This window comes from Streptomyces sp. NPDC051738, assembly GCF_044453205.1.
GTDB lineage: Bacteria > Actinomycetota > Actinomycetes > Streptomycetales > Streptomycetaceae > Streptomyces.
Window position 1 is genome coordinate 77,329 of the sequence record NZ_JBITCM010000028.1, and the last position, 26,725, is coordinate 104,053.

The window sequence follows — 26,725 nt, forward strand, 5'->3', positions numbered from 1 at the left end:
TGGGTCGAAAGTGACATGGCCCCGTCGGGCGCAGCCTAAAGTCAACGCGCGTAGCGCGACAGGGGGTTCATGGTTACTTTCTGGTTTCCCTTTGCCCGCCCCTTTGCCGCCACATTGCCGGGCACTCCCCTTACCCTCGTACGCATGACCAGCGACGACACCGCACGCCCCCTCCCCTCCCGTGCCATCGAGACCTACGCCGCGCTGTCCGACGAGCAGACCGAGGCCGTACTGGAGCTGCTGGCGGAGGCAGCCCGCAGCGACGGGCAGCAGGCGGTGTCCGAGCAGGGGCGGCTCCAGTTGCGCGGGGAAGAGCGAGAGGGCGTCTCGCATCTGCTGCTGACCGTCGCCGAGGAACTCGTCGGCTACGCCCAGCTGGAGGACACCGACCCGGTGGAGGCGCCGGCCGCCGAGCTGGTCGTCCACCCCGCGCACCGCGGCCACGGCCACGGGCGTGCGCTGGGCTCGGCCCTCCTCGCCGCGTCCGGCAAGCGGCTGCGGGTGTGGGCCCACGGCGGCCACGCCGCCGCCCGCCATCTCTCCCAGGTGCTCGGCCTCACCCTCTTCCGCGAACTGCGGCAGATGCGCCGCTCGCTGGCGGACCTGAACCTGCCGGACCCGGTGCTCCCCGAGGGCGTCACGGTCCGCGCCTTCGTGCCCGGCCAGGACGACACGGCCTGGCTCGCCGTGAACGCCGCCGCCTTCGCCCACCACCCCGAGCAGGGCTCCCTCACCCAGCGCGACCTCGACGACCGCAAGGCCGAGCCGTGGTTCGACGCGTCCGGGTTCTTCCTGGCGGAACGCGGCGGCGACCTCATCGGCTTCCACTGGACGAAGGTCCACGCGGAGGAGGGCCTCGGCGAGGTGTACGTCCTCGGGGTGCGGCCGGGCGCCCAGGGCGGCGGCCTCGGCAAGGCCCTGACGACGATCGGCCTGCGGCACCTGGCGGCACAGGGGCTGCCGACGGCGATGCTGTACGTCGACGCCGACAACAAGGCGGCGGTTTCGGTGTACGAGCGGTTGGGGTTCGTGACGTACGAGACCGACCTGATGTACCGCACCGAAACCTGACATAACTCCCGTAAGGGGCGGCGAGCTTGACGCCGCCCCTTTCTTTGCACCACCCTTTCACTACTCAATTAGTGAAAGGGTGGTGGAACGGGATGGTCGAGTACCGCATCGACCGGCGCTCCGGCGTCGCCACCTACGTGCAGATCGTCCAGCAGACCAAACAGGCCCTGCGCCTGGGCCTGTTGGAGCCCGGCGACAAGCTGCCGACGGCCCGTGAGGTCGTCGAGGCCACGGCCATCAACCCCAACACCGTCCTCAAGGCCTACCGCGAACTGGAACGCGAGGGCCTGGTCGAGGCACGACGAGGGCTCGGCACGTTCGTGCGACGCGGACTGAACACCGCGCCGGCCGACTCGCCGCTGCGCACCGAGCTGGAGGCATGGGCCGTGCGGGCCCGCGAGGCCGGCCTGGAGCGCGACGACGTGGACGCGCTCTTCACTTCTGTACTGGACACGCACTTCAAGGGGGACGACTCATGACCGAGACCGCCATCGAGGCGGCCGCGCTGAGCAAGACGTTCGGGCGGCGCCGCAAGCAGGCGCTGGACGGCTGCGACTTCCGGCTCCCGGCGGGCCGGATCTGCGCCGTCGTCGGACCGAACGGCGCGGGCAAGTCGACCCTCCTCTCGCTCACGGCCGGCCTGGCGCGACCCACCGACGGCACGATCACCGTCCTCGGCCAGGCCCCGACGGCCGCCCGCGAGCGGATCGCGTACGTCGCCCAGGACAAGCCCCTGCACCCGCAGCTCACCATCGCCGACACCCTGCGCTTCGGCCGCGAGCTCAACCCCCGCCGCTGGGACGACCGGGTCGCCGAGCGGATCGTCGCCGAGGGCGACCTCGAACCGGACGCCAAGATCCGCACACTCTCCGGCGGCCAGCGCACCCGCGTCGCGCTCGCCCTCGCCCTCGGCAAGCGCCCCGAACTGCTGCTCCTGGACGAGCCGATGGCCGACCTCGACCCGCTCGCCCGGCACCAGCTGATGGCCACGCTCATGGCCGACGCCGCCGACCACGGCACCACGGTTGTCATGTCCTCGCACGTCGTGGCCGAGCTGGACGGTGCCTGCGACCACCTCCTGCTGCTCGGCGCCGGCCGCGTCCGCCTCGCCGGCCCGCTGGACGACCTGCTCGCCGCGCACCGCCTCGTCACCGGCCGCGCCGACGCCTCCCTGGACCCGCACGGCGTGATCGAGTCCCGCACGACGGGACGCCAACTCACCGCACTCGTACGCCCCGAGGGCCCCCTCGGCGACGGCTTGCAGGCCACCGTCCCGACCCTGGAGGAGCTGGTCCTCGCCCACCTGCGCGCCCCCGAGGCGCCGGCCCTGCGGCTCGACTCCGTGCGGGAGGCCGCCGTATGACCACCGCCGTGACCATGGAGAGGTCCGCCACCGTCGCGCCCTCCCGCGGGCCGCGCGGACTGGTCTGGGCGATGCTGCGGGTGCACCACTGGGCGCTGTGGTTCTGGGTGCTGCTGGTGGCCGTCGGCGCGGGGGCGCTGCTGTTCGCGTACGGGCCGGGGACGGACGCCGCCTTGGCCGAATACCGGGCGATGGGCTGCCACTTGGCAGATGTCAGCCTGGATTGCGACAACTCGGGCCCCGCCATCAGCCGCCTCGGCCTGGCCAACAGCCTCGGCGACCCACTCCTGAGCTTCGTGCCGCTGCTCGTCGCCGCGTGGGCCGGCGGCGCGCTCATCGGGCGTGAACTGGAGAGCGGCACCGCCCAGTTGGCCTGGACCCAGTCCGTGTCCCCGGCCCGCTGGCTGGCCGCCAAGCTCGCCGTCCCGGCCGTCCTGCTCGTGGCGGGCACGACCGTGCTCACGCTGCTGCACCGCATGGCGTGGTCGTCGACCGCCGTACTGCGGTCGATCACGCCCTGGCGGGAGTGGTACGAGGACGACATCTTCCTGGCCAACGGCACCCTCGCCACCGCCTACGCACTGCTCGGCCTCGCCGTCGGCGTCCTCGCGGGCCTGCTCCAGCGCCGCGCCCTGCCCGCGCTCGGCACGGCGGTCGTCGGCCTGTTGATCCTCATGCAGACCCTCAGCACACTGCGCCCGCGCCTGTGGCCGGTCGAGACGCTCACGAGCAAGGGCGAGTACCCGCCGTACACCGGCATGGTCCTCGACGAGGGCGGCCTCACCTCCACCGGCGCCCGCGTCCCGGACCCCATCTGCGTCGACGACGCCAAGTGCCTCGCCGAGAACGGCATCGTCGGCTTCTACCGCGACTACCACCCCTCCTCCCACTTCTGGCCCCTGCAACTCGTCGAGACGGGCATCGTCCTCGCCGTCACGGCCCTGGCGGTCCTGATCGCCTTCCTGCTGCTGAAGCGCCGTACCGGAGCCGCCGCATGACCGCCACCCTCACCGCCACGAGCACCCCGGCCGACCGCCGCACCACGCGCGGGCCGCGCGGCCTTGTCTGGGCCGTCTTGCGGGTGCACCAGACGGCCCTCGTCTTCTGGGTGCTCGCCCTGACCGCCGCGACGGCGGGCCTGATCTGGCTGTACAGCGTCGCGGACGAGGCCCGCCGGGCCTACGTCCCGTGCGCCGAGCCGATCGCCGCGGACGGCCTCCCCTCCTGCGCCTCGATCCAGGCGATCACCGTCGACGACTACTACTCCGACGGCATCAGCCTGATCACCACGACCCTGTCGTGGTCGATCTTCCCCGTGGCCGCCTGGGCGGGCGGCGCCCTCATCGCGCGGGAACTGGAGAACGGCACCGCACGGCTCGCCTGGACCCAGTCGGTCAGCCCGGTCCGCTGGCTGGCCGCCAAGCTCGCCGTCCCGGCGGTCCTGCTCGCCGCCGGCACCGGCGCGATCGTGCTGCTGAACCGCTGGGCACAGACGGACGGCAACGCCAACGTGGTCGGCGACTGGTACGGCCCGGACGTCTTCGTCGGCACCGGCCCGGCGGCCGTCGGCTACGTCCTGGCCGGCCTCGCCCTCGGCGCCCTCGCCGGACTGCTGCTGCGCCGGGCACTGCCCGCCGCCGGGGTGGGGCTCGCCGCCGCGCTGCTCCTCTACAACGTGCTGGAGCGCTACCGCGAGGACCTGCTGCCGACGGTCACCCGCACCGGGCCCGAGGGCCTCGATCCGGGTCGCTCCGCCTGGACGGTGGCCTGGGCCTCGACCGGCGAGGGGGGCGTCACGACCGTCGAGGTCACCTTCCACCCCGGGTCCCACTTCTGGCCGCTTCAGTACATCGAGACCGGCATCGCCCTCACCGTGGCCGCCGCCGCGACCCTCGCCGCCTTCGCGGTGCTGCGCCGCCGCACCCCGTAAGGGCCGGCCGCACGTCCCCGAAGACCAGCCGCACGTCCCTCCACGGGGGGAGGGACGTGCGGCTCAGACGTGTGCGCGGGCAACCGTCCCGTCATGTAGACGCCCGCGAGCCGCCCTCCGCTATCCCGCACGCCATGTCTCCGTAACCATTGGTTCAGACGGACTTGCGACGCTCAGCCAATGACCGCCGCCGTGCCAGCGCCCGCGCCGCCCCCGGAGGGAAACGCGAGGAACGGGGACGCCCGACACCTCCCCGCGACGCTCCCACCCGCGCTTTCCGACGCGCCCATCGGCCTGGACACGCGGAACAATGGACATATGAGCCAGTCCACAAACTCCCAGGCCAACGTCCAGCACGCGCAGCCCTCCGTGGGCTCCATAGCGGCGCACCGCCCGCACACGGTCTCCGCGGTCGTCTCCGACCTGGAACCGGACATCGACGCCGACCTCGACGCCTACGAGGAGTCACTCGTCGACGGGGTCCAGCTGCCCCAGGGCCGCTTCCTGGACCGGGAGCGCAGCTGGCTCGCGTTCAACGAGCGCGTCCTCGAACTCGCCGAGGACCCGAACACCCCGCTCCTGGAGCGGGCCAACTTCCTGGCGATCTTCGCCAGCAACCTGGACGAGTTCTTCATGGTCCGGGTGGCCGGTCTGAAGCGCCGTATCGCGACCGGTGTCGCCACCCGGTCCGCGTCCGGCCTGCAGCCCCGCGAGGTCCTGGAGATGATCTGGGCCCGCTCGCGCGAGCTGATGGCCCGGCACGCCGCCTGCTACCACGAGGACGTCGCCCCCGCCCTCGCGGAGGAGGGCATCCACCTGGTCCGCTGGAACGAGCTGACGGAGAAGGAGCAGGCGCGCCTCTTCACCCTGTTCCGGCACCAGATCTTCCCGGTCCTGACCCCGCTGGCGGTCGACCCGGCGCACCCGTTCCCGTACATCTCCGGCCTGTCCCTGAACCTGGCCGTGCGCGTGCGCAACCCCGTCACCGGCACGCCGCACTTCGCCCGGGTGAAGGTGCCGCCGCTGCTCTCCCGCTTCCTGGAGGCCTCCCCCGGCCGGTACGTGCCGCTGGAGGACGTCATCGGCGCGCACCTGGAGGAGCTGTTCCCGGGCATGGAGGTGCTGGAGCACCACGCCTTCCGGGTCACCCGCAACGAGGACCTGGAGGTCGAGGAGGACGACGCCGAGAACCTCCTCCAGGCCCTGGAGAAGGAACTCATGCGGCGCCGCTTCGGTCCGCCGGTGCGCCTTGAGGTCGAGGAGAGCATCAACCAGGAGGTCCTCGACCTGCTGGTGCGCGAGCTGAAGATCAGCGAGGCCGAGGTCTACCCGCTGACCGGCCCCCTGGACCTCACCGGCCTCTTCCGCATCGCCTCCGTCGACCGGCCCGAACTGAAGTACCAGAAGTTCATCGCGGGCACCCATCGCGACCTCGCCGAGGTCGAGTCGGCGTCCGCGCCGGACATCTTCGCGGCCCTGCGCAACCGGGACGTCCTCCTCCACCACCCGTACGACTCGTTCTCCACCTCCGTGCAGGCCTTCCTGGAGCAGGCGGCCGACGACCCGGACGTCCTCGCGATCAAGCAGACCCTGTACCGGACCTCCGGCGACTCCCCCATAGTCAACGCGCTCATCGACGCCGCCGAGGCCGGCAAGCAGGTGCTTGTCCTGGTCGAGATCAAGGCCCGCTTCGACGAGCACGCCAACATCAAGTGGGCGCGCAAGCTGGAGGAGGCCGGCTGCCATGTCGTCTACGGCCTCGTCGGCCTGAAGACCCACTGCAAGCTGTCGCTGGTGGTCCGCCAGGAGGGCGACACCCTCCGGCGCTACAGCCATGTCGGCACCGGCAACTACCACCCGAAGACGGCCCGGCTCTACGAGGACCTGGGCCTGCTGACGGCCGACCCCCAGGTCGGCGCCGACCTGTCCGACCTGTTCAACCGTCTCTCCGGCTACTCGCGCCGGGAGACGTACCGGCGGCTGCTGGTCGCCCCCAAGTCCCTGCGCGACGGCCTGGTCTCGCGGATCGACAAGGAGGTCCAGCACCACCGTGCCGGGCGTCCCGCCCACGTCCGCATCAAGGTCAACTCGATCGTCGACGAGGCGCTCATCGACGCCTGTTACCGCGCGTCCCAGGCGGGCGTGCCGGTCGACATCTGGGTCCGCGGCATCTGCGCGGTCCGCCCGGGTGTGGCAGGGCTGTCGGAGAACATCCGCGTCCGCTCCGTCCTCGGCCGCTTCCTCGAACACTCCCGGGTCTTCGGCTTCGGCAACGGCGGCGAGCCCGAGGTGTGGATCGGCAGCGCCGACATGATGCACCGCAACCTCGACCGACGTATCGAAGCCCTGGTCAGGGTCACCGACCCGGCCCACCGCGCCGCGCTCAACCGGCTCCTGGAGACCGGTATGTCCGACTCCACCGCGTCCTGGCACCTCGGGCCGGAGGGTGAGTGGACGCGGCACGCGACGGACGCGGACGGCCAGCCGTTGCGCAACGTCCAGGAGATGCTCATAGACGCCCGGAGGCGCCGGCGTGGCACAGCAACACCTTGATCCGACGGACCCCGCGGCCAGGGCCGTGACCGGGGACGCCCTCGGGGGCTACCTGCGCGCCCAGGCCACGGAGTTCCTCCGAGCCCTGCGCCTGCACCGGGAGAACGGTGGAGGGGCGGCCAACGGCTCGGCGGAGTCCGTAGACGCGGCCCGGGCCCTGCGCCGCTCGGCCCGCCGTATCAGCGCCAGCCTGCACACGTTCCGCCCCTTGCTGGACACCGACTGGTCGGAGGCCATCCGCCCGGAACTGGCCTGGCTCTCCGGAACGCTGGCCATGGAACACGCGTACGCGGGCCGGCTGGAACGCCTCCTGCTGGCCCTGCACCGGCTGTCGGGGGCGACGGTCCTGCCTGCCCAGCTGGGCACGAGCGACGTGGGCGGGGCGGGTGCGGGAGCTGGCTCGGCGGAGGTGGCCTCGGGTCCCCCCGCCGCGGCGCCCACCCCGGAGCGCGGCAACCTCACGGTGGGCGCGGCCAAAGCGGGCGCCCTGCTCGAACGGCAGCTCACCCTCGCCCGGACCCGGGCGCACAGCACCGCCCTGCAGGCCCTCGGCTCCTCCCGCTTCCACGCCGTCGCCGACAACATCGCCGTACTGGCCAGCGAGGTCCCCCTGACCTCCGCCGCGGCCACCGCCGACCTGTGCCCCCTCGCCACCGCCGCCGAGGAGCGGCTCACCGACGCCGTCGCGGCGCTCCCCCTGGTGACCGCCGGCCACCCCTACAACGCCGAGGCCCTGATCCACGGCCTCTCCCCGGACCCGGCCCCGCATCCGCAGGACGCCCCCTGGCACCAGGTCCGCCTGCTGCTGCGCCTGCACCGCTACGCCCGCGAGGTCCTGCACGGCGACAACTCGCCGGTGGACGTACGGCTGCTGGCGGCGGGCCAGGCACTCAACCGGCACCGCGACGCCTCCGAGGCGGCGGCAGCGGCGGCCCAGGCTGCCCGCACCCCGCGGATCGCCCCGGCGACGGCGTACGCCCTCGGCGTGCTGCACGCCGACCAGCGGCACGAGGTGGAGGCGGCGCGTTTCGCGTTCCAGCAGTCCTGGCAGATGCAGACGGTAGGCACCCCCTAGGCACCCCATGGGGACTTCATGGGGTCCCCTGAAGGAGGCATACGCCCGGTGACTCACGCGAACGACTTCATCGTCCACGCCGCCGGCTGTGTCCTGTGGCGGCGTTCGCCGGTAGACGGTGAGCTGGAGATATGCCTGGTCCACCGACCGAAGTACGACGACTGGTCGCACCCGAAAGGCAAGCTGAAGCGCGACGAGGACCCCCTCACCGGTGCCCTGCGCGAGGTGGCGGAGGAGACGGGCCACGCCGCCCAGCCGGGCGCCGAGCTGCCGACGATGCGGTACCTGGCGGGCGGCCGCCCCAAGCAGGTCCGCTACTGGGCGGCCGAGGCGGGCCCCGGCGTCTTCGCCCCGAGCACCGAGGTGGACCGCCTGCTGTGGCTCTCCCCCACGGCGGCCCGGACCCGGCTGACCCAGCCCCGGGACCGCACGCTGGTCGACGCCCTCCTCAGCTCCCTGCACATGACGTAGCCGGGACGATGTACACGACGACAGAGGGGCCGCCCGGGTGTCCGGAAACGGCCCCTCTCCGCAGTGACGCCACTACACAGAGTCGCCGACATCCAGCGGTAGCGTTGGTACCGCGCCGTGTCCCCAACGTGAGCGTTCCGTTACCTCACCGCACCGTCCCCAGGGGTTCACCCCTCGTTCATTTACGCCCTTCGGCGCCTTCACCTGATCTGCCTAATTTCGGCCCTGCACGATGACGGACCGCGCCCTGGGGGGACGTGCCGGCATCACCCATTCTTCGCACGCCGCCGAATTTCAGGACGGCGGCTCCTGGAAGGAACTCCCTCAAGTGAAGCTTCAGCGCAAGAACCGGCGGGCCCTCGCTCTCGGCGCTCTCGCCGTCTCCGGCGCCCTGGCCCTGACGGCGTGCGGCTCCGACGACACCGGCAACGGCGGGGGCACCACCTCCACCGCCAACGCCGGCAACATCAAGTGTGACGACGCCAAGGGCCAGCTGCTGGCCGACGGCTCGTCCGCGCAGAAGAACGCGATCGACGCCTGGGTCAAGCAGTTCTCTGCCGCCTGCCAGGGCGTCCAGATCAACTACAAGGGCGGCGGCTCCGGCGCCGGTGTCACAGCGTTCAACCAGGGCACGGTCGCCTTCGCCGGTTCGGACTCCGCGCTGAAGCCCGAGGAGATCGCCGAGTCCAAGAAGACCGCGTGCACCAACGGCGGCCAGGGCATCGACCTCCCGATGGTCGGCGGCGCCATCGCCCTCGCGTACAACGTCGAGGGTGTCGACAACCTGGTTCTCGACGCGCCGACGATCGCCAAGATCTTCAGCGGCAAGATCAAGACCTGGGACGACGCCGCGATCAAGAAGCTGAACACCGGCGCGAAGCTGCCCAGCACCAAGATCCAGGCGTTCCACCGCTCGGACGAGTCCGGCACCACGGACAACTTCACCAAGTACCTGACGGCCGCCACCCCGGACAACTGGAAGTTCGAGGGCGGCAAGGCGTGGACCGCTCCGGGCGGCCAGGCCGCGTCCGGCTCCTCCGGTGTCGCCCAGGCGGTCAAGCAGACCTCCGGCTCCATCAGCTACATGGAGGAGTCCTACGCCAAGGGCATGTCGACCGTCGCCATCAACACGGGTGCGGCCGAGCCGGTCAAGCCCTCCTCCGACAGCGCCACCGCCGCCATCGCGGACGCCAAGGTCGTCGGCACCGGCAAGGACCTCGCGCTCGAGATCAACTACACGACCAAGGCCGACGGCGCCTACCCGATCACCCTGGTCACGTACGAGATCGTCTGCGACAAGGGCAACAAGGCCGAGACGCTGCCGGCCGTCAAGGCGTTCCTGACCTACATCGCCAGCGAGGACGGCCAGGGCATTCTCGCCGAGAACTCCTACGCCCCGATCCCCGCCGACATCATCTCCAAGGTCCGCACCACCATCGCGGGCCTGAGCTGATTTGAGAGTGCGGCCCGGTCTCACCGAGACCGGGCCGCACCGTCCGGTGCACCGCCGCCATGGATCCGTACGCTGAGTACGGCTCCGCAGACCGGAGAACCCGATGGACATAGCCACACAAGACACACCTCCCCCCGCGCCCCTGCCGACCGAGGGCGAGCGCAAGCGTGCCGCCCGCGGCGCCACCCGCCCCGGAGACCGGGTCTTCCTCGGTCTCGCCCGAGGGTCCGGCGTCTTCCTGCTCGTGGTCATGGGCGCGATCGCGGCCTTCCTCACCTGGCGAGCCGTCATCGCCATCAGCGAGGACGAGGGCAACTTCCTCACGACCTTCGAGTGGAGCACCGGCACGAAGCCGCCGGTCTTCGGTATCGCGGTCCTGGCCTACGGGACGATCATCTCCTCGATCATCGCCATGGTCATCGCCGTCCCGATCGCCGTCGCCATCGCGCTGTTCATCACCCACTACGCCCCGCGCAAGCTGGGCGGCACGATCGCGTACGTGATCGACCTGCTCGCCGCCGTACCGTCCATCGTGTACGGCCTCTGGGGCGCCCTGATCCTCGTACCGCACATGGACGGCCTGTTCGGCTGGCTGAACGACTACTTCAGCTGGACCGGCATCTTCTCCTGGGACGAAGGCCCGGCGCGCTCGATGCTCACCGTCGGCATCCTGCTCGCGATCATGATCCTGCCGATCATCACGAACGTCAGCCGTGAGGTCTTCAACCAGGTTCCGCAGATGCACGAAGAGGCGGCCCTGGCCCTCGGCGCCACGCGCTGGGAGGTCATCCGCATGTCGGTGCTGCCCTTCGGCCGCTCCGGCGTGATCTCCGCCTCGATGCTCGGCCTCGGCCGCGCGCTCGGCGAGACGATGGCCGTCGCCACCGTGCTCTCCCCCGACTTCCTGATCCACCTCAGCCTGCTGAACGGCGGCGGCGGCACCTTCGCCCAGAACATCGCCGCCAAGTTCCCCGAGGCGGACGAGTTCGGCCGTGACGCGCTGATCGCCTCCGGTCTGGTCCTGTTCGTCATCACCCTGTTGGTCAACGGCGCGGCCCGCATGATCATCGCCCGTCGCAAGGAGTACTCGGGGGCCAACGCATGAGCCACTCAGCCGTCACCGACAAGCGCCCTGGCTCCCTGCAGGGCGGCCAGCTGCCGAAGTGGGCCCCGTTGGGGATCGCCGCGGGTTCGCTCGCCGTCTCCATCGGCCTCAGCCTGGCCACCGGGATCGAGAGCAAGATCCAGTGGGGCCTGATCGCCGCGATCCTCTACATCCTCGGTACGTATGTCATCTCGGCGCGCGTCGAGAACCGCCGCCAGGCCAAGGACCGCATCGCGACCTCGCTGGTCTGGGTCGCCTTCCTGCTCGCCGTGGTGCCGCTCGCGTCGCTGATCTGGGCGACCGTCGTGCGCGGTATCAAGGTCCTCGACGGATATTTCCTGAGCCACTCGATGGGCGTCGTCGGCAACTCCGAGCCGGGCGGCGGTGTCTACGCCGCCATCATCGGCACCCTGGAGCAGGTCGGCATCGCCACCCTGATCGCCGCGCCGATCGGTGTGCTCACCGCGATCTACCTGGTGGAGTACGGGCGCGGTGCGCTCGCCCGTGCCGTCACCTTCTTCGTCGACGTGATGACCGGTATCCCGTCGATCGTCGCCGGTCTGTTCATCCTCAGCATCCTGCTGGCCTTCGACCTGGAGTTCTCCGGCCTCGCCGGCGCTCTCGCGCTGACGATCCTGATGCTGCCGATCGTGGTCCGCTCCACCGAGGAGATGCTCAAGCTCGTCCCGAACGAGCTGCGTGAGGCCGCCCTGGCCCTCGGCGTGCCGAAGTGGCGCACGATCCTGAAGGTGGTCCTGCCCACCGCGATCGGCGGTATCACCACAGGCATCATGCTGGCGGTGGCCCGTATCGCCGGCGAGACCGCGCCCGTGCTGCTGGTGGTGTTCGGCAACCCGTTCATCAACAACAACCCGTTCGAGGGTCCGCAGGCGTCGCTGCCGCTGTACATCTACCAGCAGTACACGCTGAGCGCCGGATCGGACGCGGGCATCGACCGCGCCTGGGCCGCGGCCCTCACGCTGATCATCTTCGTGATGATCCTGAACCTGGCGGCCCGGGCTCTCGCCCGCTGGAAGGCCCCCAAGACCGGTCGCTGACGCGGCCAAGTGTGAACAGTCAGCGACTCGGATTCGAAAGAAGCAGTGATATCCATGGCCAAGCGAATTGACGTCAGCGGCCTGCACGCCTACTACGGAACGTTCCGTGCCATCGAGGACATCTCGATGACCGTCGAGCCCCGCTCCGTGACGGCCTTCATCGGCCCGTCCGGCTGCGGCAAGTCCACCTTCCTGCGCACCCTCAACCGCATGCACGAGGTCACCCCCGGCGGCCGGGTCGAGGGCAAGGTCATGCTCGACGACGAGAACCTGTACGGCGCCGGGGTCGACCCGGTGACGGTGCGGCGTGAGGTCGGCATGGTGTTCCAGCGGCCGAACCCGTTCCCCACGATGTCGGTCTACGACAACGTCGCGGCCGGTCTGAGGCTGAACGGCTCGTACAAGAAGTCGCAGCTGGACGACGTCGTGGAGAAGTCCCTCAAGGGCGCCAACCTCTGGAACGAGGTCAAGGACCGCCTGAACAAGCCGGGTTCCGGCCTCTCCGGCGGCCAGCAGCAGCGCCTGTGCATCGCGCGGGCGATCGCCGTGGAGCCCAAGGTCCTCCTCATGGACGAGCCCTGCTCGGCCCTCGACCCGATCTCCACCCTCGCCATCGAGGACCTGATCGGCGAGCTGAAGGAGCGCTTCACGATCGTCATCGTGACGCACAACATGCAGCAGGCGGCCCGCGTCTCCGACCGCACCGCCTTCTTCAACCTGGCCGCCGTCGGCCAGCCCGGCAAGCTGATCGAGATCGACGACACGGAGCGCATCTTCTCCAACCCGTCGGTCCAGGCCACCGAGGACTACATCTCGGGCCGCTTCGGCTGAGCCGACGCCCGACGACATGAACCCCTCGCGGTGCTGCATGGCGGTGCCACCGCGAGGCAGATAAAGGGCCCGCCCCCTGGCTCCCAGGGGGCGGGCCCGTCTCCGTGTGCGGGACGCCTTCTTGGCGCCGGGTCACCTGGTCACACCTGCGTATGGCCTTCCGCATCCGTACGCGCCAGACTCCGCGCCCGTCTCGCCGGCCCCCGCCAGCCGCAACTGCAATGCGCCGAGCAGAAGCGGCCCTTCTCCACCGTCGAAGTGCGGTGTTCCTCGGGGCCGCGATGATTTCCGGGGGCTGTCGGTCCGTCCTGCTGCGCCACGTCGACAACGTTACCCAAGGCAAGTACGTCCAACGCCTCCGGGCGGCGTGACGAGGGCACCTACCCGTCGTTAACCGGAACGACAGGGGGCCCGTGACGGACGTACTGGCTGGGGGTAGGCAGGCGATGACGGAGCGGCAGCAGCACAGGCGGAGGTATGGAGCAGGCGTTGCCGCCGGGGTCCTGTGTCTCTGTCTGGCAGGCAGCGGGTGCGCGGAGAGCGGGGCGGCCGCCGAGGATTCGCGTGGTCGGGACGCCACGGAGGTCGTGCGGCGCGCTGCCGACGCGCTCGTCGGCGCCCGCAGTTCCAAGGCCCGCACCTCCATGGAGATGGCCACCGGCGGCACCCGCGTCACCATCCGCGGCGAGGGTGTGTACGACTTCCGCAGGCAGGTCGGCCAGTTGAAGGTGCTGTTGCCCCAGGATCCCGCCGGCGCCACCGCGCACCGGCCGATCATGGAGCTCCTCGCTCCCGGGGCGCTGTTCATGAAGAACCGCGGTGCCGGAGTGCCCGCCGACAAGTGGGTGCGCGTCGACACGCGCACGCTCTCGGACGGGAATCTGGTCACCGGCGGTGCCACCGATCCGTACGCCGCCGCCGAGGTGCTGCGGGGGACGCGGACCGCGACGTATGTGGGCGAGGAGGAGATCGCGGGTACCCCCGTGCGGCACTACCGGGGGACCGCTGATCTCGGTACGGCCGCCAAGGACGCCTCCGACGGGAACAAGGACGCCCTCGCGGCGGCGGCGAAAGGGTTCGCCACGGACCAGGTGCCGTTCGACGTGTATCTCGACGACGATGGCCGGATCCGGAAGGTCCGGCACCGGTTCAGCTTCGTCAACGGCCAGCCGACCGGTGCGGTCGCGGTGGCCTCGACGACCTTGCTGTATGACTTCGGTGCCCCTGTCGACGTACGCCTTCCGGACCGCGAGGACATCTACGCGGGCAAGATCGCCGAGGAGTGAGGGCCGGCGTGTGCGTGCGTGACGGGCGTCAAGAACTAGCCCTTCCGTGCCATGCGCGGTGCGTAGGCCGCTCCCTACTCTAGGAAGTCGGTAACGGCAGAGAAGAGGTGATGCACGTGGCTCCGGTCGGCGGTACGGCAGTTCAGGACCACGTGGCCCTCGCCGAGATCGAACTGTGCGGAGAGCTGATCATCGCCGCCTCGGCCGCCCGGGAGGACCGGCTCAGCCTGGAGGACATCGACGAGGTGCTGCGCGTGGCGGAGGAGCGGGACGCGGCGGGTGGGTGAGCCGGCCGGTGCGTGAGCCAGCCGGCGAGTGAGAGGCGGACCTCACGTCCGCAGGAGCCGCCCGATCGCCTTCGTGGCCTCCTCCACCTTCGCGTCGATCTCCGCACCGCCCTTGAGGGCCGCGTCGGCGACGCAGTGGCGCAGGTGTTCCTCCAGCAGTTGGAGGGCGAAGGACTGCAGGGCCTTGGTGGAGGCGGACACCTGCGTGAGTATGTCGATGCAGTAGACGTCCTCGTCGACCATGCGCTGGAGGCCGCGGATCTGGCCCTCGATACGGCGCAGGCGCTTGAGGTGTTCGTCCTTCTGTTTGTGGTAGCCGTGGATGCCCCGGTCATGGTCCGTCACGACCTCCGTGACGTCCGTGACGTTCGCCTCGACGGCTTGCTCAGCGGCGGAGGTCGCACCCGCGCCGGCCTCGGTGGTCGTCATCGCGTCCTCCAGACGTAAACCGCTTCATATACCCCTACTGGGTATATCGTACCGAACTTTGCTGGGTATAGGGCCTGTGGCCGATGCCGCGAACGGCCGTTGGACTGGACCACTGGGCTGCCCCCGTGCCGACCACTGTGCCCGATGGGCGACACTGGAGGACGGCCCATTAGCCGTGGCCGGATGATGCGCCTAGCATCAGCCTGACCGAAACCGATGCTTCTTGAGGACCCCACGTGCGATTTCGTCTGACCCCCCGGGAGACGAGCTTCTACGACATGTTTGCCGCATCCGCGGACAACATCGTCACGGGCTCGAAACTCCTGATGGAACTGCTCGGGGCGGACAACGCCGGCCGGGCCGAGATCGCAGAGCGTATGCGGGCCGCAGAACACGCGGGTGACGATGCCACACACGCGATCTTCCACCAGCTGAACTCCTCGTTCATCACGCCGTTCGACCGCGAGGACATCTACAACCTCGCATCCTGCCTCGACGACATCATGGACTTCATGGAGGAGGCCGTCGACCTGGTCGTCCTCTACAACATCGAGGAACTCCCCAAGGGCGTCGAGCAGCAGATCGAAGTACTGGCGCGGGCCGCGGAGCTCACGGCCGAGGCCATGCCGAACCTGCGCACCATGGACAACCTCACCGAGTACTGGATCGAGGTCAACCGCCTCGAGAACCAGGCCGACCAGATACACCGCAAGCTCCTCGCCCACCTCTTCAACGGCAAGTACGACGCCATCGAGGTGCTGAAGCTCAAGCAGATCGTCGATGTGCTGGAGGAAGCGGCGGACGCGTTCGAGCACGTGGCGAACACGGTGGAGACCATCGCCGTCAAGGAGTCCTGAACCCTTCATGGACACCTTCGCCCTGGTCGTGACCATCCTGGTCGCGCTCTTCTTCACGTACACCAACGGTTTCCACGACTCCGCGAACGCGATCGCCACATCTGTCTCGACGCGGGCACTGACGCCGCGGGCCGCGCTGGCGATGGCCGCGGTGATGAATCTCGGCGGCGCCTTTCTGGGGTCCGGTGTCGCCAAGACCGTCAGCGAGGGCCTGATTCAGACACCCGAGGGCTCGAAGGGGATGGGGATCCTTTTCGCGGCCCTGGTCGGTGCGATCACCTGGAACCTGGTCACCTGGTACTACGGCCTCCCGTCCTCCTCCTCTCACGCGCTGTTCGGCGGCATGGTGGGGGCGGCGCTGGCCGGGGGGACGACGGTGTACTGGAGCGGGGTGCTGGAGAAGGTCGTCATCCCCATGTTCGTCTCACCGATCGTCGGCCTGTGCGCGGGCTACCTGGTAATGACGGCGATCATGTGGATCTTCCGGCGCGCCAACCCGCACAAGGCCAAGCGGGGATTCCGGATCGCGCAGACCGTCTCGGCCGCCGGCATGGCGCTCGGGCACGGCCTCCAGGACGCCCAGAAGACGATGGGCATCGTGGTGATGGCGCTGGTCATCGCCGATGTCGAGGACTACGGCGATCCCATCCCGGTGTGGGTGAAGATCGTGTGCGCCGTGATGCTGTCGCTGGGGACGTATGCCGGTGGGTGGCGGATCATGCGGACCCTCGGACGAAAGATCATCGAGCTGGACCCGCCGCAGGGTTTCGCCGCGGAGACGACCGGTGCGTCGATCATGTTCACCACGGCATTCCTGTTCAAGGCACCGATCTCCACGACCCACGTCATCACCTCCGCGATCATGGGCGTCGGCGCGACGAAGCGGGTGAACGCCGTGCGGTGGGGCGTGGCCAAGAACATCGTTCTCGGCTGGTTCATCACGATGCCGGCGGCGGCGCTTGTCGCCGCGGGCGCGTTCGGGATTGTGAACCTGGCGTTCCTGTAGGGGTTGCACAACGGCACATTCTCGGCGCAGGCCTGCGGATTTCGGCCCGTGCGGCGTGTGAGGCCGGGCCTGACCGTCCCGATCTGCCGCCCGCCCGTAGGGGGCGACTTGGTGGAGCGAGGGCGACGTCTGTCTCGGCGCAGGCCCAGGCGTTTCAGCCCGCCCGGCATGTGAGGCCGGATCTGACCGTCCCAATTCCCCGCCCACCCGCAGGGGGCGACGAGGTGGAGCGACGGCGACATCTCGACGCAGGCCCAGGCACTTTCAGCCCGCCCGGCGTGTCAGGACGAGGTCGCACCGTCCCAATCCCCCACCCACCCGAGGGGGCGACGAGGTGCAGCGAAGGCGACATCCCGACGCAGGCCCAGGCACTTTCAGCCCGCCCGGCGTGTGAGGACGAGGTCGCACCGTCCCAATCCCCCACCCACCCGAGGGGGCGACGAGGTGCAGCGAAGGCGACATCCCGACGCAGGCCCAGGCACTTTCAGCCCGCCCGGCGTGTGAGGACGAGGTCGCACCGTCCCAATCCCCCACCCACCCGAGGGGGCGACGAGGTGCAGCGAGGGCGACATCCCGACGCAGGCCCAGGCACTTTCAGCCCGCCCGGCGTGTGAGGACGAGGCCCTTTCGGGGCCGACAGCGGGGGTCTGGGGGCGGCAGCCCCCAGAAGCGGGCCGGGGTCGAAGGGGCAGCGCCCCTGGTGGATGGGACGGGTAGGGGCGGCGGGGGCGAGAAAACACCCGGCGTACCCCGACACCATGGAACCCCGACCCCCACCACCCCGTCTCGTTCCACGTAACCCCCCAGGAGGCGACATGGAACGGCGTACCTTCATCGGCGGCGGCGCAGCAGCCCTCACCGCCCTGGCGACAACCGCCTGCAACGGCAACGGCAACACCGGCTCCGCCACAGACACCGGCGCAGACACAGCCACCCGCACACAATCCGCCGCCACCAGCAAGTCCGCCGCCCCCGCCAACTGGACCGCCCTCGCCCGAGACCTGGACGGCACCCTCATCCGCCCCGGCGAAGCCGACTGGAAGTCCGCCCACCAGCTCTACAACACCCGCTTCGACGCCCTGAAGCCCGCCGCAGTCGCCTACGTCGCCCACCCCGACGACATCCGCACCACCCTCGCCTACGCCCGCGCCCACCACTTCAAGGTAGCCATCCGCAACGGCGGCCACTCCTACGCCGGCTGGTCCTCCGGCAACAACCGCCTGATCATCGACGTCTCCAGGCTCAACCGCATCCGAGCCTCCGGCAGCACCGCCGTGGTCGGCGCCGGCTCCAAGCTCATCGACGTCTACCGCGGCCTCGCCGCAAAGGGCGTCACCATCCCCGCCGGCTCCTGCCCCACCGTCGGCGTCTCCGGCCTCACCCTCGGCGGCGGCCACGGCGTGACCTCCCGCGCCTACGGCCTGACCTGCGACAGCCTCACCCAGGCCACCCTGATCACGGCCGACGGCAAGCAGCTCACCGCCAACGCCACCACCAACAAGGACCTCTTCTGGGCCCTGCGCGGCGCCGGCAACGGCAACTTCGGCGTCGTCACGGAACTGCACTTCAAGACCCACGCCGCCCCCCAGGCCGTAACGGCGTACATGACCTGGCCCTGGTCGAAGGCGACCAAGCTGATCAAGGCCTGGCAGGAGTGGGGCCCGACCCAGCCCGACGAGATCTGGTCGGCCCTGAGCATCTCGAACCACGCGGGCGGCACCCCGACCATCACCGTCGCCGCGTTCTCCCTGGGCACCTACGGCGAACTCCAGAACGCCGTGGACAGCCTCGCCGACCGCCCCGGCGGCCCCGGCCCCGCGAGCAACGTCGCCCTCAAGCGCCGCTCGTACGAGGAGTCGATGGAGCTGTACGCCGGCTGCTCGTCCTTCTCCACGGACGCCCAGTGCCACCTCCCCGGCTCCACCCCCGGCCGCTCCCCGCAGGGCGCGCTGAGCCGCGAGACGTACACGGCGAAGTCGGACTTCTTCGACCGTTCCCTCTCCTCGGCGGGCATCCAGACCCTGCTGAAGCAGATGCAGACCGTCCGCGGCGGCTCCGGCAGCATCGCCCTCACGGCCCTCGGCGGCGCGGTCAACCGCGTCTCCCCCACGGCGACGGCCTTCGTGCACCGCCGCTCCCGCTTCCTGGCCCAGTACATCGCCTCCTGGCGCGCCGGCACGACGGGCTCCGCGGCCCAGGCCTGGCTGAAGACGACCCACGACGCGATGCGACCGCACGCCTCGGGCGCCGCGTACCAGAACTACACGGACCCGACCCTGACCGACTGGCGCAAGGCGTACTACGGGGATGCGGCGACGCGTCTGACGAGCCTGAAGAAGCAGTACGACCCGGAGAGGTTCTTCACGTACCCGCAGGCGCTGTAGGCGCTGGACGCTTGAAAGCCGGGTCGCGGGGGGGGGCGAAACCGGAGCCCGAACCGGAACCGAACCCACACCCACACCCGGGCCCGGAACCGACCGGGGACGGACGGCCTAAGCCGCCAGATCCCGCTCCTCAGCCCCCGCCGTCTCCCTCCGGGCCCCCGGAATCACCGCGTCCTGCCCACCCACCCGGGACCGTCCCCGCGACTTGATCAGCCACCCGCCCCTCGGCGACCGCTCGATGGCGGACATCACCGGCGTCAGCAGGGCCATGGCGATGGGCGACAGCAGGAGCGCGACGGCCGTGCCGAGGGCGAAGCCGCCCACGACGTCCGTCGGATAGTGCACGCCCATATAGATCCGGCAGAACCCTTCGAGCAGGGCGAGCCCGATCCCGACCAGCCCGAACTTCCGGTTCGCGACGAACAGCCCGACCCCCAGGGCCATGGCGATCGTCGCGTGGTCGCTCACGAACGAGTAGTCGGTCTTGCCGCTCACCAGGACCTCGAGTCCCTGATGATCGTTGAAGGGCCGCGGACGCTCCACGAACCCCCGTATCGGCACGTTCACCAGCACCGCGACCGCGGCGGCCAGCGGCGCCCACACGAGCGCGGCCACGGACGAGGCGGCGTCCTCCGCGCCCTTGCGCCGCACGGACCACCAGCACCACACCACGAGCAGGATCAGAGCGAGGACGATCCCGTACTCACCGACGTACTCCATGACCCGGTCGAACCAGCGCGGCGCGTCCTTGGCCAGGCCATTGATGTCGTAGAGCAGCTCGACGTCGGGGTTCGACCCGGATTCTGCGAGTCCAGCCATGATGCCGCGGCCCCTTCGTCGTCTCGTTGGCGCATCCTGCGTACGCCGCTCCGCCCACCCCCGTGGTTGTAGATCCGGCTACGTCACCAGGAACGCACGGCCCCTGTAGATACGTTCCACACTCCACTGAATGATCACTCAGACGTTATCGAAGAGAGACCCATCGCCGCAGCTCAGGGGGTGGGTTCACGCTCCGTCTAAACGTTCGTGGGCAGTGCTTTCGCGCCATCCTCGGTCACCCGGGTGGCCCCGAAGTACTCCGGGGTGTCGATCGGGTCGAACCGGATCACAGCACCCGTTCTCGGCGCGTCGATCATGTACCCACCACCCACATAAATACCGACATGGTGGATGGCCCGAGAGTTGCTGAGGTCCTTCGAGAAGAACACCAGGTCGCCCGGCAGCAGCTCGTTCCTGGCCGGATGCGGCCCCGCGTTGTACTGATCATTGGCGACCCGTGGCAACGAGATCCCCACACTGTCGTAAGCGGCCTGAGTCAACCCCGAACAGTCGAACCGCCCCCCGTCCGCGGCGGTACCCTCCCCGCCCCAGAGGTAGGGCGTGCCGAGCTTCTTCTGGGCGTAGTAGATGGCGCCGGCGGCCTGCTTGGAGGGGTCCACTCGGCTGACGGGGGCGGCGAAGCTCTTCTCCAGGCTGCGGATCCGCGTGACGTAGTTCTGGGTCTCGGTGATGGCCGGCACCCCGCCCGCCTTTATGACGCGGTACGCGCCCGCGTTGTAGGCGGCGAGCATGTTGTTCGTGGTGTCGCCGGGCACGTCCTTGACGTACTTGGCGAGTTCGCAGTCGTACGACGCGGCCGACGGAATCGCGTCCTTCGGGTCCCAGATGTCGCGGTCGCCGTCGCCGTCGCCGTCGACACCGTGCGTGGCCCAGGTGCTCGGGATGAACTGGGCGATGCCGCGGGCGTCGGCGTGGCTGACGACGTCCGGGTCCCAGCCGCTCTCCTGGTAGAGCTGGGCGGCGAGCAGGGCGGGGTTGATGGCGGGGCACAGGTTGCCCCACTTCTGCACGAGCGCCTGGTACGCGCCGGGCACCGAGCCCTTCGCCAGTGCTACGCCGCCCTTGCCGACGCCGTTGACCAGGTTCCCGGCGACGATGTACACCCCGACGACGAGCAGCATGACGAAGCTCAGGCCGAGCGCGACCGCGACACCACCGGCCACCCATACTTTTCGCACGGCTCAACCCTCCCCCATATCGCCGCTGTTCAAGACCGTATCCCGTGAGAGTGGCGTTATTTCACCGTGAAGCCACGGCAGAAGATGCTTGAGTAGTCGTCAGGCGTACGGATGTGATGGAACTGCACGGTCCAGTCGCCGGGGTCATTGGTCAAGGGGATGGCGGGGGACGGCTTGCCCGTCGCCCAGGACTTGAAGTCGTCCGGGTACGTGACGTACTTCCAGTCGCCCGGGGCGCTGCCGCTGTACAGGTCGATGGGCTTGCTCAGGTAGCCCACGTTCGCGTTGTCGGAGAGCAGCCCCTCGATCGGCCTGCCGGTGGACGGGTCGATGTCGTGCGGCGGCTTCACACTGACGGTGACGTAGTAGGGCGCCGTGCCTTCGGTGGCGTACTTGTCGCGGAAGCCGAGCCGCACCTTGCCATCGAGGGTGAGCGTCTCCGTGGCGGCGTCGGGGTTGTCGGCATCGCTGACGGAACCCATGAAGCCGTTGCCTGCCCGCTCCTCCGGCGGCAGTTGGCACTCGCCGGTCTCCGAGGACCACAGCGTACGGTCGATCTTGTCGCCCGCGTATGCGGGAGCCCCCTTCGACGCCGCCGAGGACGACGGGCTGGGCGACTTGCCGCCCCCCGCTGCGGAGCCGCCGCCCTTGTCGTCGTCCGGCGCCATGAGCACGAGGGCCACTCCCACGCCGACCGCTACCCCCATGGCCACGGCGACCGTCCAGGGCGCGATGCGGCGACGGCGGACGACCTGCGTGGGCCCGCTCACCTGTGTCGGTGTGTACCCGTATCCGTTCGGCGCCCCGGCCGTGGGCAGTTCATGCGCCCCCAGCGGCGGATGCGCCGGAGGCACCGGCAGCGCGACCCCGGCCTGCCCGCTCGGCGGCGTCTGCGGTGCCGCTTCGGCCAGTTGGGCGAGCCCCGCGTAGAACGGGTCCTCGACGAGCGCCGACCGAACCCCGCACCGCGCGATCACCTCACCGAGCGCCGGCCGCGCCGCCGGATCCTTGGCCACGCACGCCTCGACAAGAGCCGCCAACTCCGGCTCCACGCCCGCGAGGTCGATGAGCTCGTGCACGGCCCGGTAACTGACGCCGGCCGACTCACCCATGCCGAACGGCGGCCGCCCGGTCGCCGCGTACGCCAGCGTCGCGCCCAGCGCGAACACGTCCGCAGCCGGACCGACCTCGTTGCGCAGCAGCACCTCGGGCGCGGTGAAGCCGGGTGTGCCCGGCGCGTACCCGGCCTCGGTGAGGGCCGTCTGGCCGACACCGCGCGCGATCCCGAAGTCGATGAGCTGAGGCCCTTGGGCGGCGAGGATGACGTTCTGCGGCTTGAGGTCCCGGTGCGTGACACCGTGCGCGTGCACCGCCGCGAGGCCTTCGGCGAGAGCGGCGAGCACCCCACGGCATGCCTCGGCCGGCAACGCCCCCCGCTCCCCCACAGCCTTGCTCAAGGTAGGCCCCGCCACATACTCGGTAGCCAGCCAATAGGGCGCCGCATCCAACGAAGCGTCGATCAGGTTCGCCGTATACGCACTGCGCACGGCCCGCACCGTCTCCACCTCACGCCGGAACCGGGCGAGGGCCTCCGGATGGTCGGTGATCTCCTCGCGGATCACCTTGATGGCGACCAGCCGCCCGCCGGGCGACCGCGCCAGATAGACCTGTCCCATACCGCCCGCCCCGAGCCGTGCGAGCAGCGTGTACGCGCCTATGTGCGCGGGATCCCGATCCTTCAGTGCGTCCACCGAACCGACCTTGCCACAGAGATCAGTTGGACGCGGAGTCCCTTTCCGCTTCCTGGTACAGCCGCGCCGCCTCCGCCCCGAACACCGCGCTGTACGACATGTCCGCCGTCGTCCCACCCCCGTCATGCCCACCCAGCACCCCGACGACCGCCCCGTCCCCGTCGACCCACGGGCTCCCGCTGCTCCCGCCGCTGAAGCCGGGGCATTCGATGCGCTGCTGCGTACGGCTGCGCGGGCGCGGCTTGTTGGTGCAACTGACCGGCTGCTCATGGGAGTTGAGGTACGCGGTGACGGTGACCGCCGTGGCCCCCACGGCCGTGTCCGTGGCGAACCGCTCCCCACCGACCACGTCCTCGACGCCTTCCCCACCCCGACGCTCCACGACCATGAACGCCACGTCACTGTCCTCGTCCCGCCTCTCCTTCCACCCCTCCGCGAGGAACCGCCGCCCGACCTTCCACACCCCGTACGGCGCCTCGCCGTCCCGGTACCCCGGCACGAACAGGAGCTCGTCCGGCCGTCCGTCCAGACAGTGGGCGGCGGTCACGACGAGGTTCCGGTGAGGGCTGTGGACGACGGACGCGGTGCAGAAGTGACCGCCGCGCAGACGGTCCCGACGGTCCGCCGCGAACAGCGCACCCACCCGCACGCTCCGCGCCGTCGCCGCGGCGAAGGCGGTCACACCGAAGGGACCCGTACCGGCGTCGTCGGCCGCGGCGGAGGCCGAGGTGAGGACGAGGAGAAGGCTGGCGGCGTACAGGGAGAGGCGGCGGGTGCGGGACGTACGGGAGGCGGGCTTCATCGGGGGTCACTGTGGCTGACGAAGGTGAGAGGAGCGTCAGAGGCATTACCTGGCAGGTCATCGATCCCGGCGAAGCCCCGTGCCACGATCGGAAAGGCCACGATCGGGAGAGCCACGATCGGAACCGCACGGAACAGCCCGACCGACCGACGGAAGGACGACGCCATGCCCGCCTACGCCATCGCCCACCTCCGGGACGCCGCCCCGCACCCGGAGATCGCCGAGTACATCGAGCGCATCCCCGCCACCTTCGAGCCGTACGGCGGCCGCTTCCTCGTGCACACCACGCCGCACGAGACGAAGGAGGGCAGTTGGCCGGGGCACGTCGTGGTGATCGGCTTCCCCGGGATCGCCGAGGCGCGGGCGTGGTGGGACTCGCCCGCCTACCAGGAGATCGCGCCGCTGCGGTCCCGGCACATCGAGGGCGACATCATCCTCGTCGAGGGCGTCCCGGAGGGCTACGACCCGGCCGTCACCGCCAAGGCCCTGCGGGACGGGCTCCCGGCCGAGTAGGGCAGGGCAGGGCACTGCTCACGCTGTGAGTTCCGTCTGCACCGGCACCCCGGACACCGTGTCCTGCCGGATGTACCACTCCGTGCCGAGGATCCGTCACGGACCGCCTCGGGGAAGCCGGCCAGCAGCCCGGGTGCGGCTCCCCGCTCCACCTCGGTGCGATGGGCCAGTACGGCCGCCCACTTCTGCCGCAGCCAGGGGCTCACGTCGACGGTCGCGGTGACGCGTTCGTCCGGGACCGTGTTCATGCCCTTGCCCGCACGGGCCAGTTCGCTCAGTGCGTCGAGGGCCGAGTGCGGGTGTGTGGCCAGGTAGAGGGCGCTCGGCTGCCAGGGGGCGCCGGCGTCCGGGTAGAGGCGTTCGAGGCCGGCCGCCCGGACGGCGAGCGTGGTGACGCGATGGGTGTGCACATGGTCGGGATGGCCGGTCACGCCGCCGTACTCGTCGTGGGTGACCACGATCTGCGGGCGGAACTCCCTGAGGTGGGCGACCAGCCGGCCCACCGCCTCGTCGAGCGACGCCTCGCACAGCCGCGGGCTGCCGGGCGCGGAGTGCGGCACCCCGGCGTCGGCGTAACCGAGCATCCGCGGCTCACCGGCGCCGAGAATCCGCAGCGCCTCGGCGAGTTCGGCACCGCGCGGTGTGTCCGGGGCCCACGTCGCCGTGACGACAGCGGTGCGCGCGCCGGCGGCGGCATGCCTGGCGAGGACCCCACCCGAGGACAGGGACTCGTCGTCGGGATGCGCGAACACCCCGAGCAGGCTCGGCACCGACATCTGTCGACCACCTCCGCGGACGAACTTCGACCTACCTCTGAGTACGCATACTCAAGCACCCGATCGTCCGGCGCGGCAGACTTGCCCCGCTCGATCAACTGATCGACGACCAAGGCGTCTTGAGGGGGAACCATCGTGAGACGAACCAAGCGAACTCTCGCCGTGACGGCGTTCGCGGCCTGCACGCTGACCGGCGTGGCAGCCGGCCCCGCCGCCGCGTCGGCCGATGTCCTGCTGCCCCATCCCGGGCCGGACGGGCTGGTGTGGGTACCGGAGCAGACGGGTGACGGCGGTGTCGCGTCCGGCGGCGCGTGGGAGGGTCTGCCGACCGTGCTCACGGTGGCGTGCGAAGGCGGCGGCGATGTGCGGGTGACGATGTCGCAGGAGACCGAGGTCGCCGCGTTCTCGGTCGACTGCCCGGACGGGGAGGCCGGCGTGGGTTCGGTGACCATGGACCCCGGCATGGTCCACTTCGGGTCCTTCACGATCGGCGTCGACGCTTCGTCGGACGACATCCGATGGGCTCTGACGGTGACGCAGCCGGAGTCGTAGCCGATACGGGCTGCATGGGCTGCGTGGGCTGCACAGGCTGCACGGCAAGGCAGGTCCGGCAGAACCACCCCGGCGGCAGGGCGCGCGGGCACTCGCCGGCGCCCGTCAGCGCTCGGCCGCCACCCGGCCCTCCGTCCCCAACGCACCCGACGCCCCCGACTTCCCCGCCCCCAACGCCCAGCTCACCCCGGTGAGTTCCTCCGACACCGTCCACAACCGCCGCGCGACCTCCGCGTCACTCGCCGCCGCACTCCGGCCCACCAGCGTCGGCCCGCCCCGCATCTCGCCCAGCCCGTCCGGCCCGACGTAGCTCGCGCCGGGAAGGTCCTGCGTGGCGGCGTACAGCGTCGGCAGCGCGCCCGCCCTGTCGTCCTGGGCGAGGAAACTGTTGCCGAACTTCATGAGCCCACGCATCACCGGGTTCGCCGCATGGCTCTGGAGGTTGGTGGCGGCGTAGCCGGGGTGCGCGGCAAGGGCGCGGACCGGGGAACCGGAGGCCGCCAGCCGGCGCTGCAGTTCCAGCGTGAAGAGCAGGTTCGCCAGCTTCGACTGGGCGTACGCGCGCTGCGGGTCGTAGCCGGAGGTGAAGCCGAGGTCCTCGAAGCGGATCCGCGCGTTGCCCCAGCGGTGGGCGCCGGACGACAGCGTCACGACCCGGTCCGTGACATACGGCAGCAGCAGGTTCGTCAGCGCGAAGTGCCCCAGATGATTCGTGCCGAACTGCATCTCGAAGCCGTCCGCCGTCCGCTGCTGCGGCAGCATCATCACGCCCGCATTGTTGATCAGCAGATCCAGGGGACGCCCCTGCCAGCCGTCCGCGAATTCCCGCACGGACGACAGATCCGCCAGATCCAGGCGCCGCACCTCGGTACTGCCGTTCACCGTCGCCGCCGCGGCCCGGCCCCGCTCCAGGTCCCGTACGGCGAACACGACGTGCGCGCCCGCGCGGGCCAGCGCGTCGGCCGCGGTGCGGCCGATGCCGCTGTTGGCGCCGGTCACGACGGCGGTGCGGCCCGCGAGGTCGGGAAGACGGGTGGCATCCCACGCGTCATCGACCTTCTTCTCGACCTTCTTCTCGACCTTCTTCTCGACCTTCTTCTCGATCTTCTTCGTGTTGTCAGCCATACTCTCGAATGTAGGCGTCGCCAACAATG

The 26,725-nt window shown here is 70.3% G+C and carries 26 protein-coding genes and 1 pseudogene; 19 read left to right on the top strand and 8 right to left on the bottom strand.

Going from position 1 to position 26,725, the window contains the following annotated elements; all coding sequences use genetic code 11:
- Nucleotides 1-144: 144 nt before the first annotated feature.
- The 12 genes from mshD (at nucleotide 145) to pstB (ending at nucleotide 12,910) form a co-directional block, all read left to right on the top strand.
- Nucleotides 145-1,071: a mycothiol synthase gene (gene mshD, locus ACIA8X_RS42080; protein WP_393452202.1), complete on the top strand. Its 927-nt coding sequence runs from the start codon at nucleotides 145-147 to the stop codon at nucleotides 1,069-1,071.
- 92 nt (nucleotides 1,072-1,163) lie between these two features.
- Nucleotides 1,164-1,550: a GntR family transcriptional regulator gene (locus tag ACIA8X_RS42085; RefSeq protein ID WP_399460529.1), complete on the top strand. Its 387-nt coding sequence runs from the start codon at nucleotides 1,164-1,166 to the stop codon at nucleotides 1,548-1,550.
- The gene (locus tag ACIA8X_RS42090) at nucleotides 1,547-2,434 is read left to right on the top strand and encodes an ABC transporter ATP-binding protein (RefSeq protein ID WP_399460530.1); all 888 of its coding nucleotides are present in this window, start codon (nucleotides 1,547-1,549) and stop codon (nucleotides 2,432-2,434) included. Before ACIA8X_RS42085 ends, ACIA8X_RS42090 begins: the two co-directional genes overlap by 4 nt.
- Nucleotides 2,431-3,432, top strand: a complete 1,002-nt coding sequence (locus ACIA8X_RS42095; protein ID WP_393452193.1) for an ABC transporter permease — start codon at nucleotides 2,431-2,433, stop codon at nucleotides 3,430-3,432. The genes ACIA8X_RS42090 and ACIA8X_RS42095 overlap by 4 nt, the downstream gene beginning before the upstream one ends.
- The gene (locus ACIA8X_RS42100; RefSeq protein ID WP_399460531.1) at nucleotides 3,429-4,364 is read left to right on the top strand and encodes a hypothetical protein; all 936 of its coding nucleotides are present in this window, start codon (nucleotides 3,429-3,431) and stop codon (nucleotides 4,362-4,364) included. Before ACIA8X_RS42095 ends, ACIA8X_RS42100 begins: the two co-directional genes overlap by 4 nt.
- Nucleotides 4,365-4,682: 318 nt before the next feature.
- A complete protein-coding gene (locus ACIA8X_RS42105) occupies nucleotides 4,683-6,917 on the top strand; it encodes an RNA degradosome polyphosphate kinase (protein ID WP_399460532.1) in 2,235 nt (744 codons plus the stop codon).
- Nucleotides 6,898-7,992, top strand: coding sequence for a CHAD domain-containing protein (locus ACIA8X_RS42110; RefSeq protein ID WP_399460533.1), 1,095 nt, complete (start codon nucleotides 6,898-6,900; stop codon nucleotides 7,990-7,992). The genes ACIA8X_RS42105 and ACIA8X_RS42110 overlap by 20 nt, the downstream gene beginning before the upstream one ends.
- 18 nt (nucleotides 7,993-8,010) lie before the next feature.
- Entirely contained in the window at nucleotides 8,011-8,463 is a 453-nt protein-coding gene (locus ACIA8X_RS42115; RefSeq protein WP_393452182.1) for an NUDIX hydrolase, read from the top strand.
- 328 nt (nucleotides 8,464-8,791) lie between these two features.
- Entirely contained in the window at nucleotides 8,792-9,916 is a 1,125-nt protein-coding gene (pstS, locus tag ACIA8X_RS42120; protein WP_393452179.1) for a phosphate ABC transporter substrate-binding protein PstS, read from the top strand.
- Between the two features lie 103 nt (nucleotides 9,917-10,019).
- A complete protein-coding gene (pstC, locus tag ACIA8X_RS42125; RefSeq protein ID WP_393452176.1) occupies nucleotides 10,020-11,021 on the top strand; it encodes a phosphate ABC transporter permease subunit PstC in 1,002 nt (333 codons plus the stop codon).
- Entirely contained in the window at nucleotides 11,018-12,079 is a 1,062-nt protein-coding gene (gene pstA, locus ACIA8X_RS42130; RefSeq protein WP_399460534.1) for a phosphate ABC transporter permease PstA, read from the top strand. The genes pstC and pstA overlap by 4 nt, the downstream gene beginning before the upstream one ends.
- 54 nt (nucleotides 12,080-12,133) lie before the next feature.
- Nucleotides 12,134-12,910, top strand: a complete 777-nt coding sequence (gene pstB, locus ACIA8X_RS42135; RefSeq protein WP_393452170.1) for a phosphate ABC transporter ATP-binding protein PstB — start codon at nucleotides 12,134-12,136, stop codon at nucleotides 12,908-12,910.
- Nucleotides 12,911-13,050: 140 nt separating this feature from the next.
- On the opposite strand, the gene ACIA8X_RS42140 is transcribed toward pstB, so the two are convergent.
- The gene (locus tag ACIA8X_RS42140) at nucleotides 13,051-13,230 is read right to left on the bottom strand and encodes a hypothetical protein (RefSeq protein WP_393452167.1); all 180 of its coding nucleotides are present in this window, start codon (nucleotides 13,228-13,230) and stop codon (nucleotides 13,051-13,053) included.
- Nucleotides 13,231-13,356: 126 nt separating this feature from the next.
- Between ACIA8X_RS42140 and ACIA8X_RS42145 the strand changes: the two genes are divergently transcribed.
- Nucleotides 13,357-14,196 carry a hypothetical protein gene (locus tag ACIA8X_RS42145; RefSeq protein ID WP_393452164.1) on the top strand — a complete coding sequence of 280 codons (840 nt, stop codon included), beginning with the start codon at nucleotides 13,357-13,359 and terminating at the stop codon, nucleotides 14,194-14,196.
- Between the two features lie 110 nt (nucleotides 14,197-14,306).
- Nucleotides 14,307-14,483, top strand: coding sequence for a hypothetical protein (locus tag ACIA8X_RS42150; RefSeq protein WP_393452161.1), 177 nt, complete (start codon nucleotides 14,307-14,309; stop codon nucleotides 14,481-14,483).
- A 42-nt stretch (nucleotides 14,484-14,525) separates the two neighbouring features.
- Here the strand turns inward: ACIA8X_RS42150 and ACIA8X_RS42155 are convergent, their stop codons facing one another.
- Nucleotides 14,526-14,912, bottom strand: coding sequence for a metal-sensitive transcriptional regulator (locus ACIA8X_RS42155; RefSeq protein WP_393452158.1), 387 nt, complete (start codon nucleotides 14,910-14,912; stop codon nucleotides 14,526-14,528).
- 236 nt (nucleotides 14,913-15,148) lie between these two features.
- On the opposite strand from ACIA8X_RS42155, the gene ACIA8X_RS42160 reads away from it, so the two are divergent.
- The 3 genes from ACIA8X_RS42160 (at nucleotide 15,149) to ACIA8X_RS42170 (ending at nucleotide 19,159) form a co-directional block, all read left to right on the top strand.
- Nucleotides 15,149-15,769 (top strand): DUF47 family protein, encoded by a 621-nt coding sequence (locus tag ACIA8X_RS42160; protein ID WP_345009572.1) that lies wholly within the window; start codon nucleotides 15,149-15,151, stop codon nucleotides 15,767-15,769.
- Between the two features lie 7 nt (nucleotides 15,770-15,776).
- The gene (locus tag ACIA8X_RS42165; protein WP_393452154.1) at nucleotides 15,777-16,775 is read left to right on the top strand and encodes an anion permease; all 999 of its coding nucleotides are present in this window, start codon (nucleotides 15,777-15,779) and stop codon (nucleotides 16,773-16,775) included.
- Between the two features lie 815 nt (nucleotides 16,776-17,590).
- Nucleotides 17,591-19,159 carry an FAD-binding oxidoreductase gene (locus ACIA8X_RS42170; protein WP_399460535.1) on the top strand — a complete coding sequence of 523 codons (1,569 nt, stop codon included), beginning with the start codon at nucleotides 17,591-17,593 and terminating at the stop codon, nucleotides 19,157-19,159.
- Between the two features lie 108 nt (nucleotides 19,160-19,267).
- On the opposite strand, the gene ACIA8X_RS42175 is transcribed toward ACIA8X_RS42170, so the two are convergent.
- From ACIA8X_RS42175 to ACIA8X_RS42190, 4 genes are all read right to left on the bottom strand, one after another.
- A complete protein-coding gene (locus ACIA8X_RS42175) occupies nucleotides 19,268-19,978 on the bottom strand; it encodes a phosphatase PAP2 family protein (RefSeq protein WP_393452148.1) in 711 nt (236 codons plus the stop codon).
- A gap of 197 nt (nucleotides 19,979-20,175) precedes the next feature.
- Complete coding sequence (locus tag ACIA8X_RS42180) at nucleotides 20,176-21,120, bottom strand: NlpC/P60 family protein (RefSeq protein WP_393453054.1); 945 nt, start codon at nucleotides 21,118-21,120, stop codon at nucleotides 20,176-20,178.
- Between the two features lie 113 nt (nucleotides 21,121-21,233).
- Nucleotides 21,234-22,928 (bottom strand): serine/threonine-protein kinase, encoded by a 1,695-nt coding sequence (locus tag ACIA8X_RS42185; protein ID WP_399460536.1) that lies wholly within the window; start codon nucleotides 22,926-22,928, stop codon nucleotides 21,234-21,236.
- A gap of 22 nt (nucleotides 22,929-22,950) precedes the next feature.
- A complete protein-coding gene (locus ACIA8X_RS42190; protein ID WP_399460537.1) occupies nucleotides 22,951-23,730 on the bottom strand; it encodes a trypsin-like serine peptidase in 780 nt (259 codons plus the stop codon).
- A gap of 165 nt (nucleotides 23,731-23,895) precedes the next feature.
- Between ACIA8X_RS42190 and ACIA8X_RS42195 the strand changes: the two genes are divergently transcribed.
- A complete protein-coding gene (locus ACIA8X_RS42195; RefSeq protein ID WP_399460538.1) occupies nucleotides 23,896-24,243 on the top strand; it encodes a DUF1330 domain-containing protein in 348 nt (115 codons plus the stop codon).
- Between the two features lie 18 nt (nucleotides 24,244-24,261).
- On the opposite strand, the pseudogene ACIA8X_RS42200 reads toward ACIA8X_RS42195, so the two are convergent.
- Nucleotides 24,262-25,019, bottom strand: a pseudogene (locus tag ACIA8X_RS42200) (PIG-L family deacetylase).
- 135 nt (nucleotides 25,020-25,154) lie between these two features.
- On the opposite strand from ACIA8X_RS42200, the gene ACIA8X_RS42205 reads away from it, so the two are divergent.
- Nucleotides 25,155-25,571 (top strand): hypothetical protein, encoded by a 417-nt coding sequence (locus ACIA8X_RS42205; protein WP_399460539.1) that lies wholly within the window; start codon nucleotides 25,155-25,157, stop codon nucleotides 25,569-25,571.
- Between the two features lie 105 nt (nucleotides 25,572-25,676).
- Here ACIA8X_RS42205 and ACIA8X_RS42210 read toward each other — a convergent pair whose 3' ends face one another.
- Nucleotides 25,677-26,696: an oxidoreductase gene (locus tag ACIA8X_RS42210; RefSeq protein ID WP_399460540.1), complete on the bottom strand. Its 1,020-nt coding sequence runs from the start codon at nucleotides 26,694-26,696 to the stop codon at nucleotides 25,677-25,679.
- Nucleotides 26,697-26,725: the final 29 nt, after the last annotated feature.

What these genes read in the sequence shown, in the direction of transcription:
- mshD (WP_393452202.1), top strand. Translation starts at nt 145, where the DNA reads ATGACCAGCGACGACACCGCACGCCCCCTCCCCTCCCGTGCCATCGAG.
- ACIA8X_RS42085 (WP_399460529.1), top strand. Translation starts at nt 1,164, where the DNA reads ATGGTCGAGTACCGCATCGACCGGCGCTCCGGCGTCGCCACCTACGTG.
- ACIA8X_RS42090 (WP_399460530.1), top strand. Translation starts at nt 1,547, where the DNA reads ATGACCGAGACCGCCATCGAGGCGGCCGCGCTGAGCAAGACGTTCGGG.
- ACIA8X_RS42095 (WP_393452193.1), top strand. Translation starts at nt 2,431, where the DNA reads ATGACCACCGCCGTGACCATGGAGAGGTCCGCCACCGTCGCGCCCTCC.
- ACIA8X_RS42100 (WP_399460531.1), top strand. Translation starts at nt 3,429, where the DNA reads ATGACCGCCACCCTCACCGCCACGAGCACCCCGGCCGACCGCCGCACC.
- ACIA8X_RS42105 (WP_399460532.1), top strand. Translation starts at nt 4,683, where the DNA reads ATGAGCCAGTCCACAAACTCCCAGGCCAACGTCCAGCACGCGCAGCCC.
- ACIA8X_RS42115 (WP_393452182.1), top strand. Translation starts at nt 8,011, where the DNA reads ATGGGGTCCCCTGAAGGAGGCATACGCCCGGTGACTCACGCGAACGAC.
- pstC (WP_393452176.1), top strand. Translation starts at nt 10,020, where the DNA reads ATGGACATAGCCACACAAGACACACCTCCCCCCGCGCCCCTGCCGACC.
- pstA (WP_399460534.1), top strand. Translation starts at nt 11,018, where the DNA reads ATGAGCCACTCAGCCGTCACCGACAAGCGCCCTGGCTCCCTGCAGGGC.
- pstB (WP_393452170.1), top strand. Translation starts at nt 12,134, where the DNA reads ATGGCCAAGCGAATTGACGTCAGCGGCCTGCACGCCTACTACGGAACG.
- ACIA8X_RS42145 (WP_393452164.1), top strand. Translation starts at nt 13,357, where the DNA reads ATGACGGAGCGGCAGCAGCACAGGCGGAGGTATGGAGCAGGCGTTGCC.
- ACIA8X_RS42150 (WP_393452161.1), top strand. Translation starts at nt 14,307, where the DNA reads ATGCACGTGGCTCCGGTCGGCGGTACGGCAGTTCAGGACCACGTGGCC.
- ACIA8X_RS42155 (WP_393452158.1), bottom strand. Translation starts at nt 14,912, where the DNA reads ATGACGACCACCGAGGCCGGCGCGGGTGCGACCTCCGCCGCTGAGCAA.
- ACIA8X_RS42165 (WP_393452154.1), top strand. Translation starts at nt 15,777, where the DNA reads ATGGACACCTTCGCCCTGGTCGTGACCATCCTGGTCGCGCTCTTCTTC.
- ACIA8X_RS42170 (WP_399460535.1), top strand. Translation starts at nt 17,591, where the DNA reads ATGGAACGGCGTACCTTCATCGGCGGCGGCGCAGCAGCCCTCACCGCC.
- ACIA8X_RS42175 (WP_393452148.1), bottom strand. Translation starts at nt 19,978, where the DNA reads ATGGCTGGACTCGCAGAATCCGGGTCGAACCCCGACGTCGAGCTGCTC.
- ACIA8X_RS42180 (WP_393453054.1), bottom strand. Translation starts at nt 21,120, where the DNA reads ATGCTGCTCGTCGTCGGGGTGTACATCGTCGCCGGGAACCTGGTCAAC.
- ACIA8X_RS42190 (WP_399460537.1), bottom strand. Translation starts at nt 23,730, where the DNA reads ATGAAGCCCGCCTCCCGTACGTCCCGCACCCGCCGCCTCTCCCTGTAC.
- ACIA8X_RS42195 (WP_399460538.1), top strand. Translation starts at nt 23,896, where the DNA reads ATGCCCGCCTACGCCATCGCCCACCTCCGGGACGCCGCCCCGCACCCG.
- ACIA8X_RS42210 (WP_399460540.1), bottom strand. Translation starts at nt 26,696, where the DNA reads ATGGCTGACAACACGAAGAAGATCGAGAAGAAGGTCGAGAAGAAGGTC.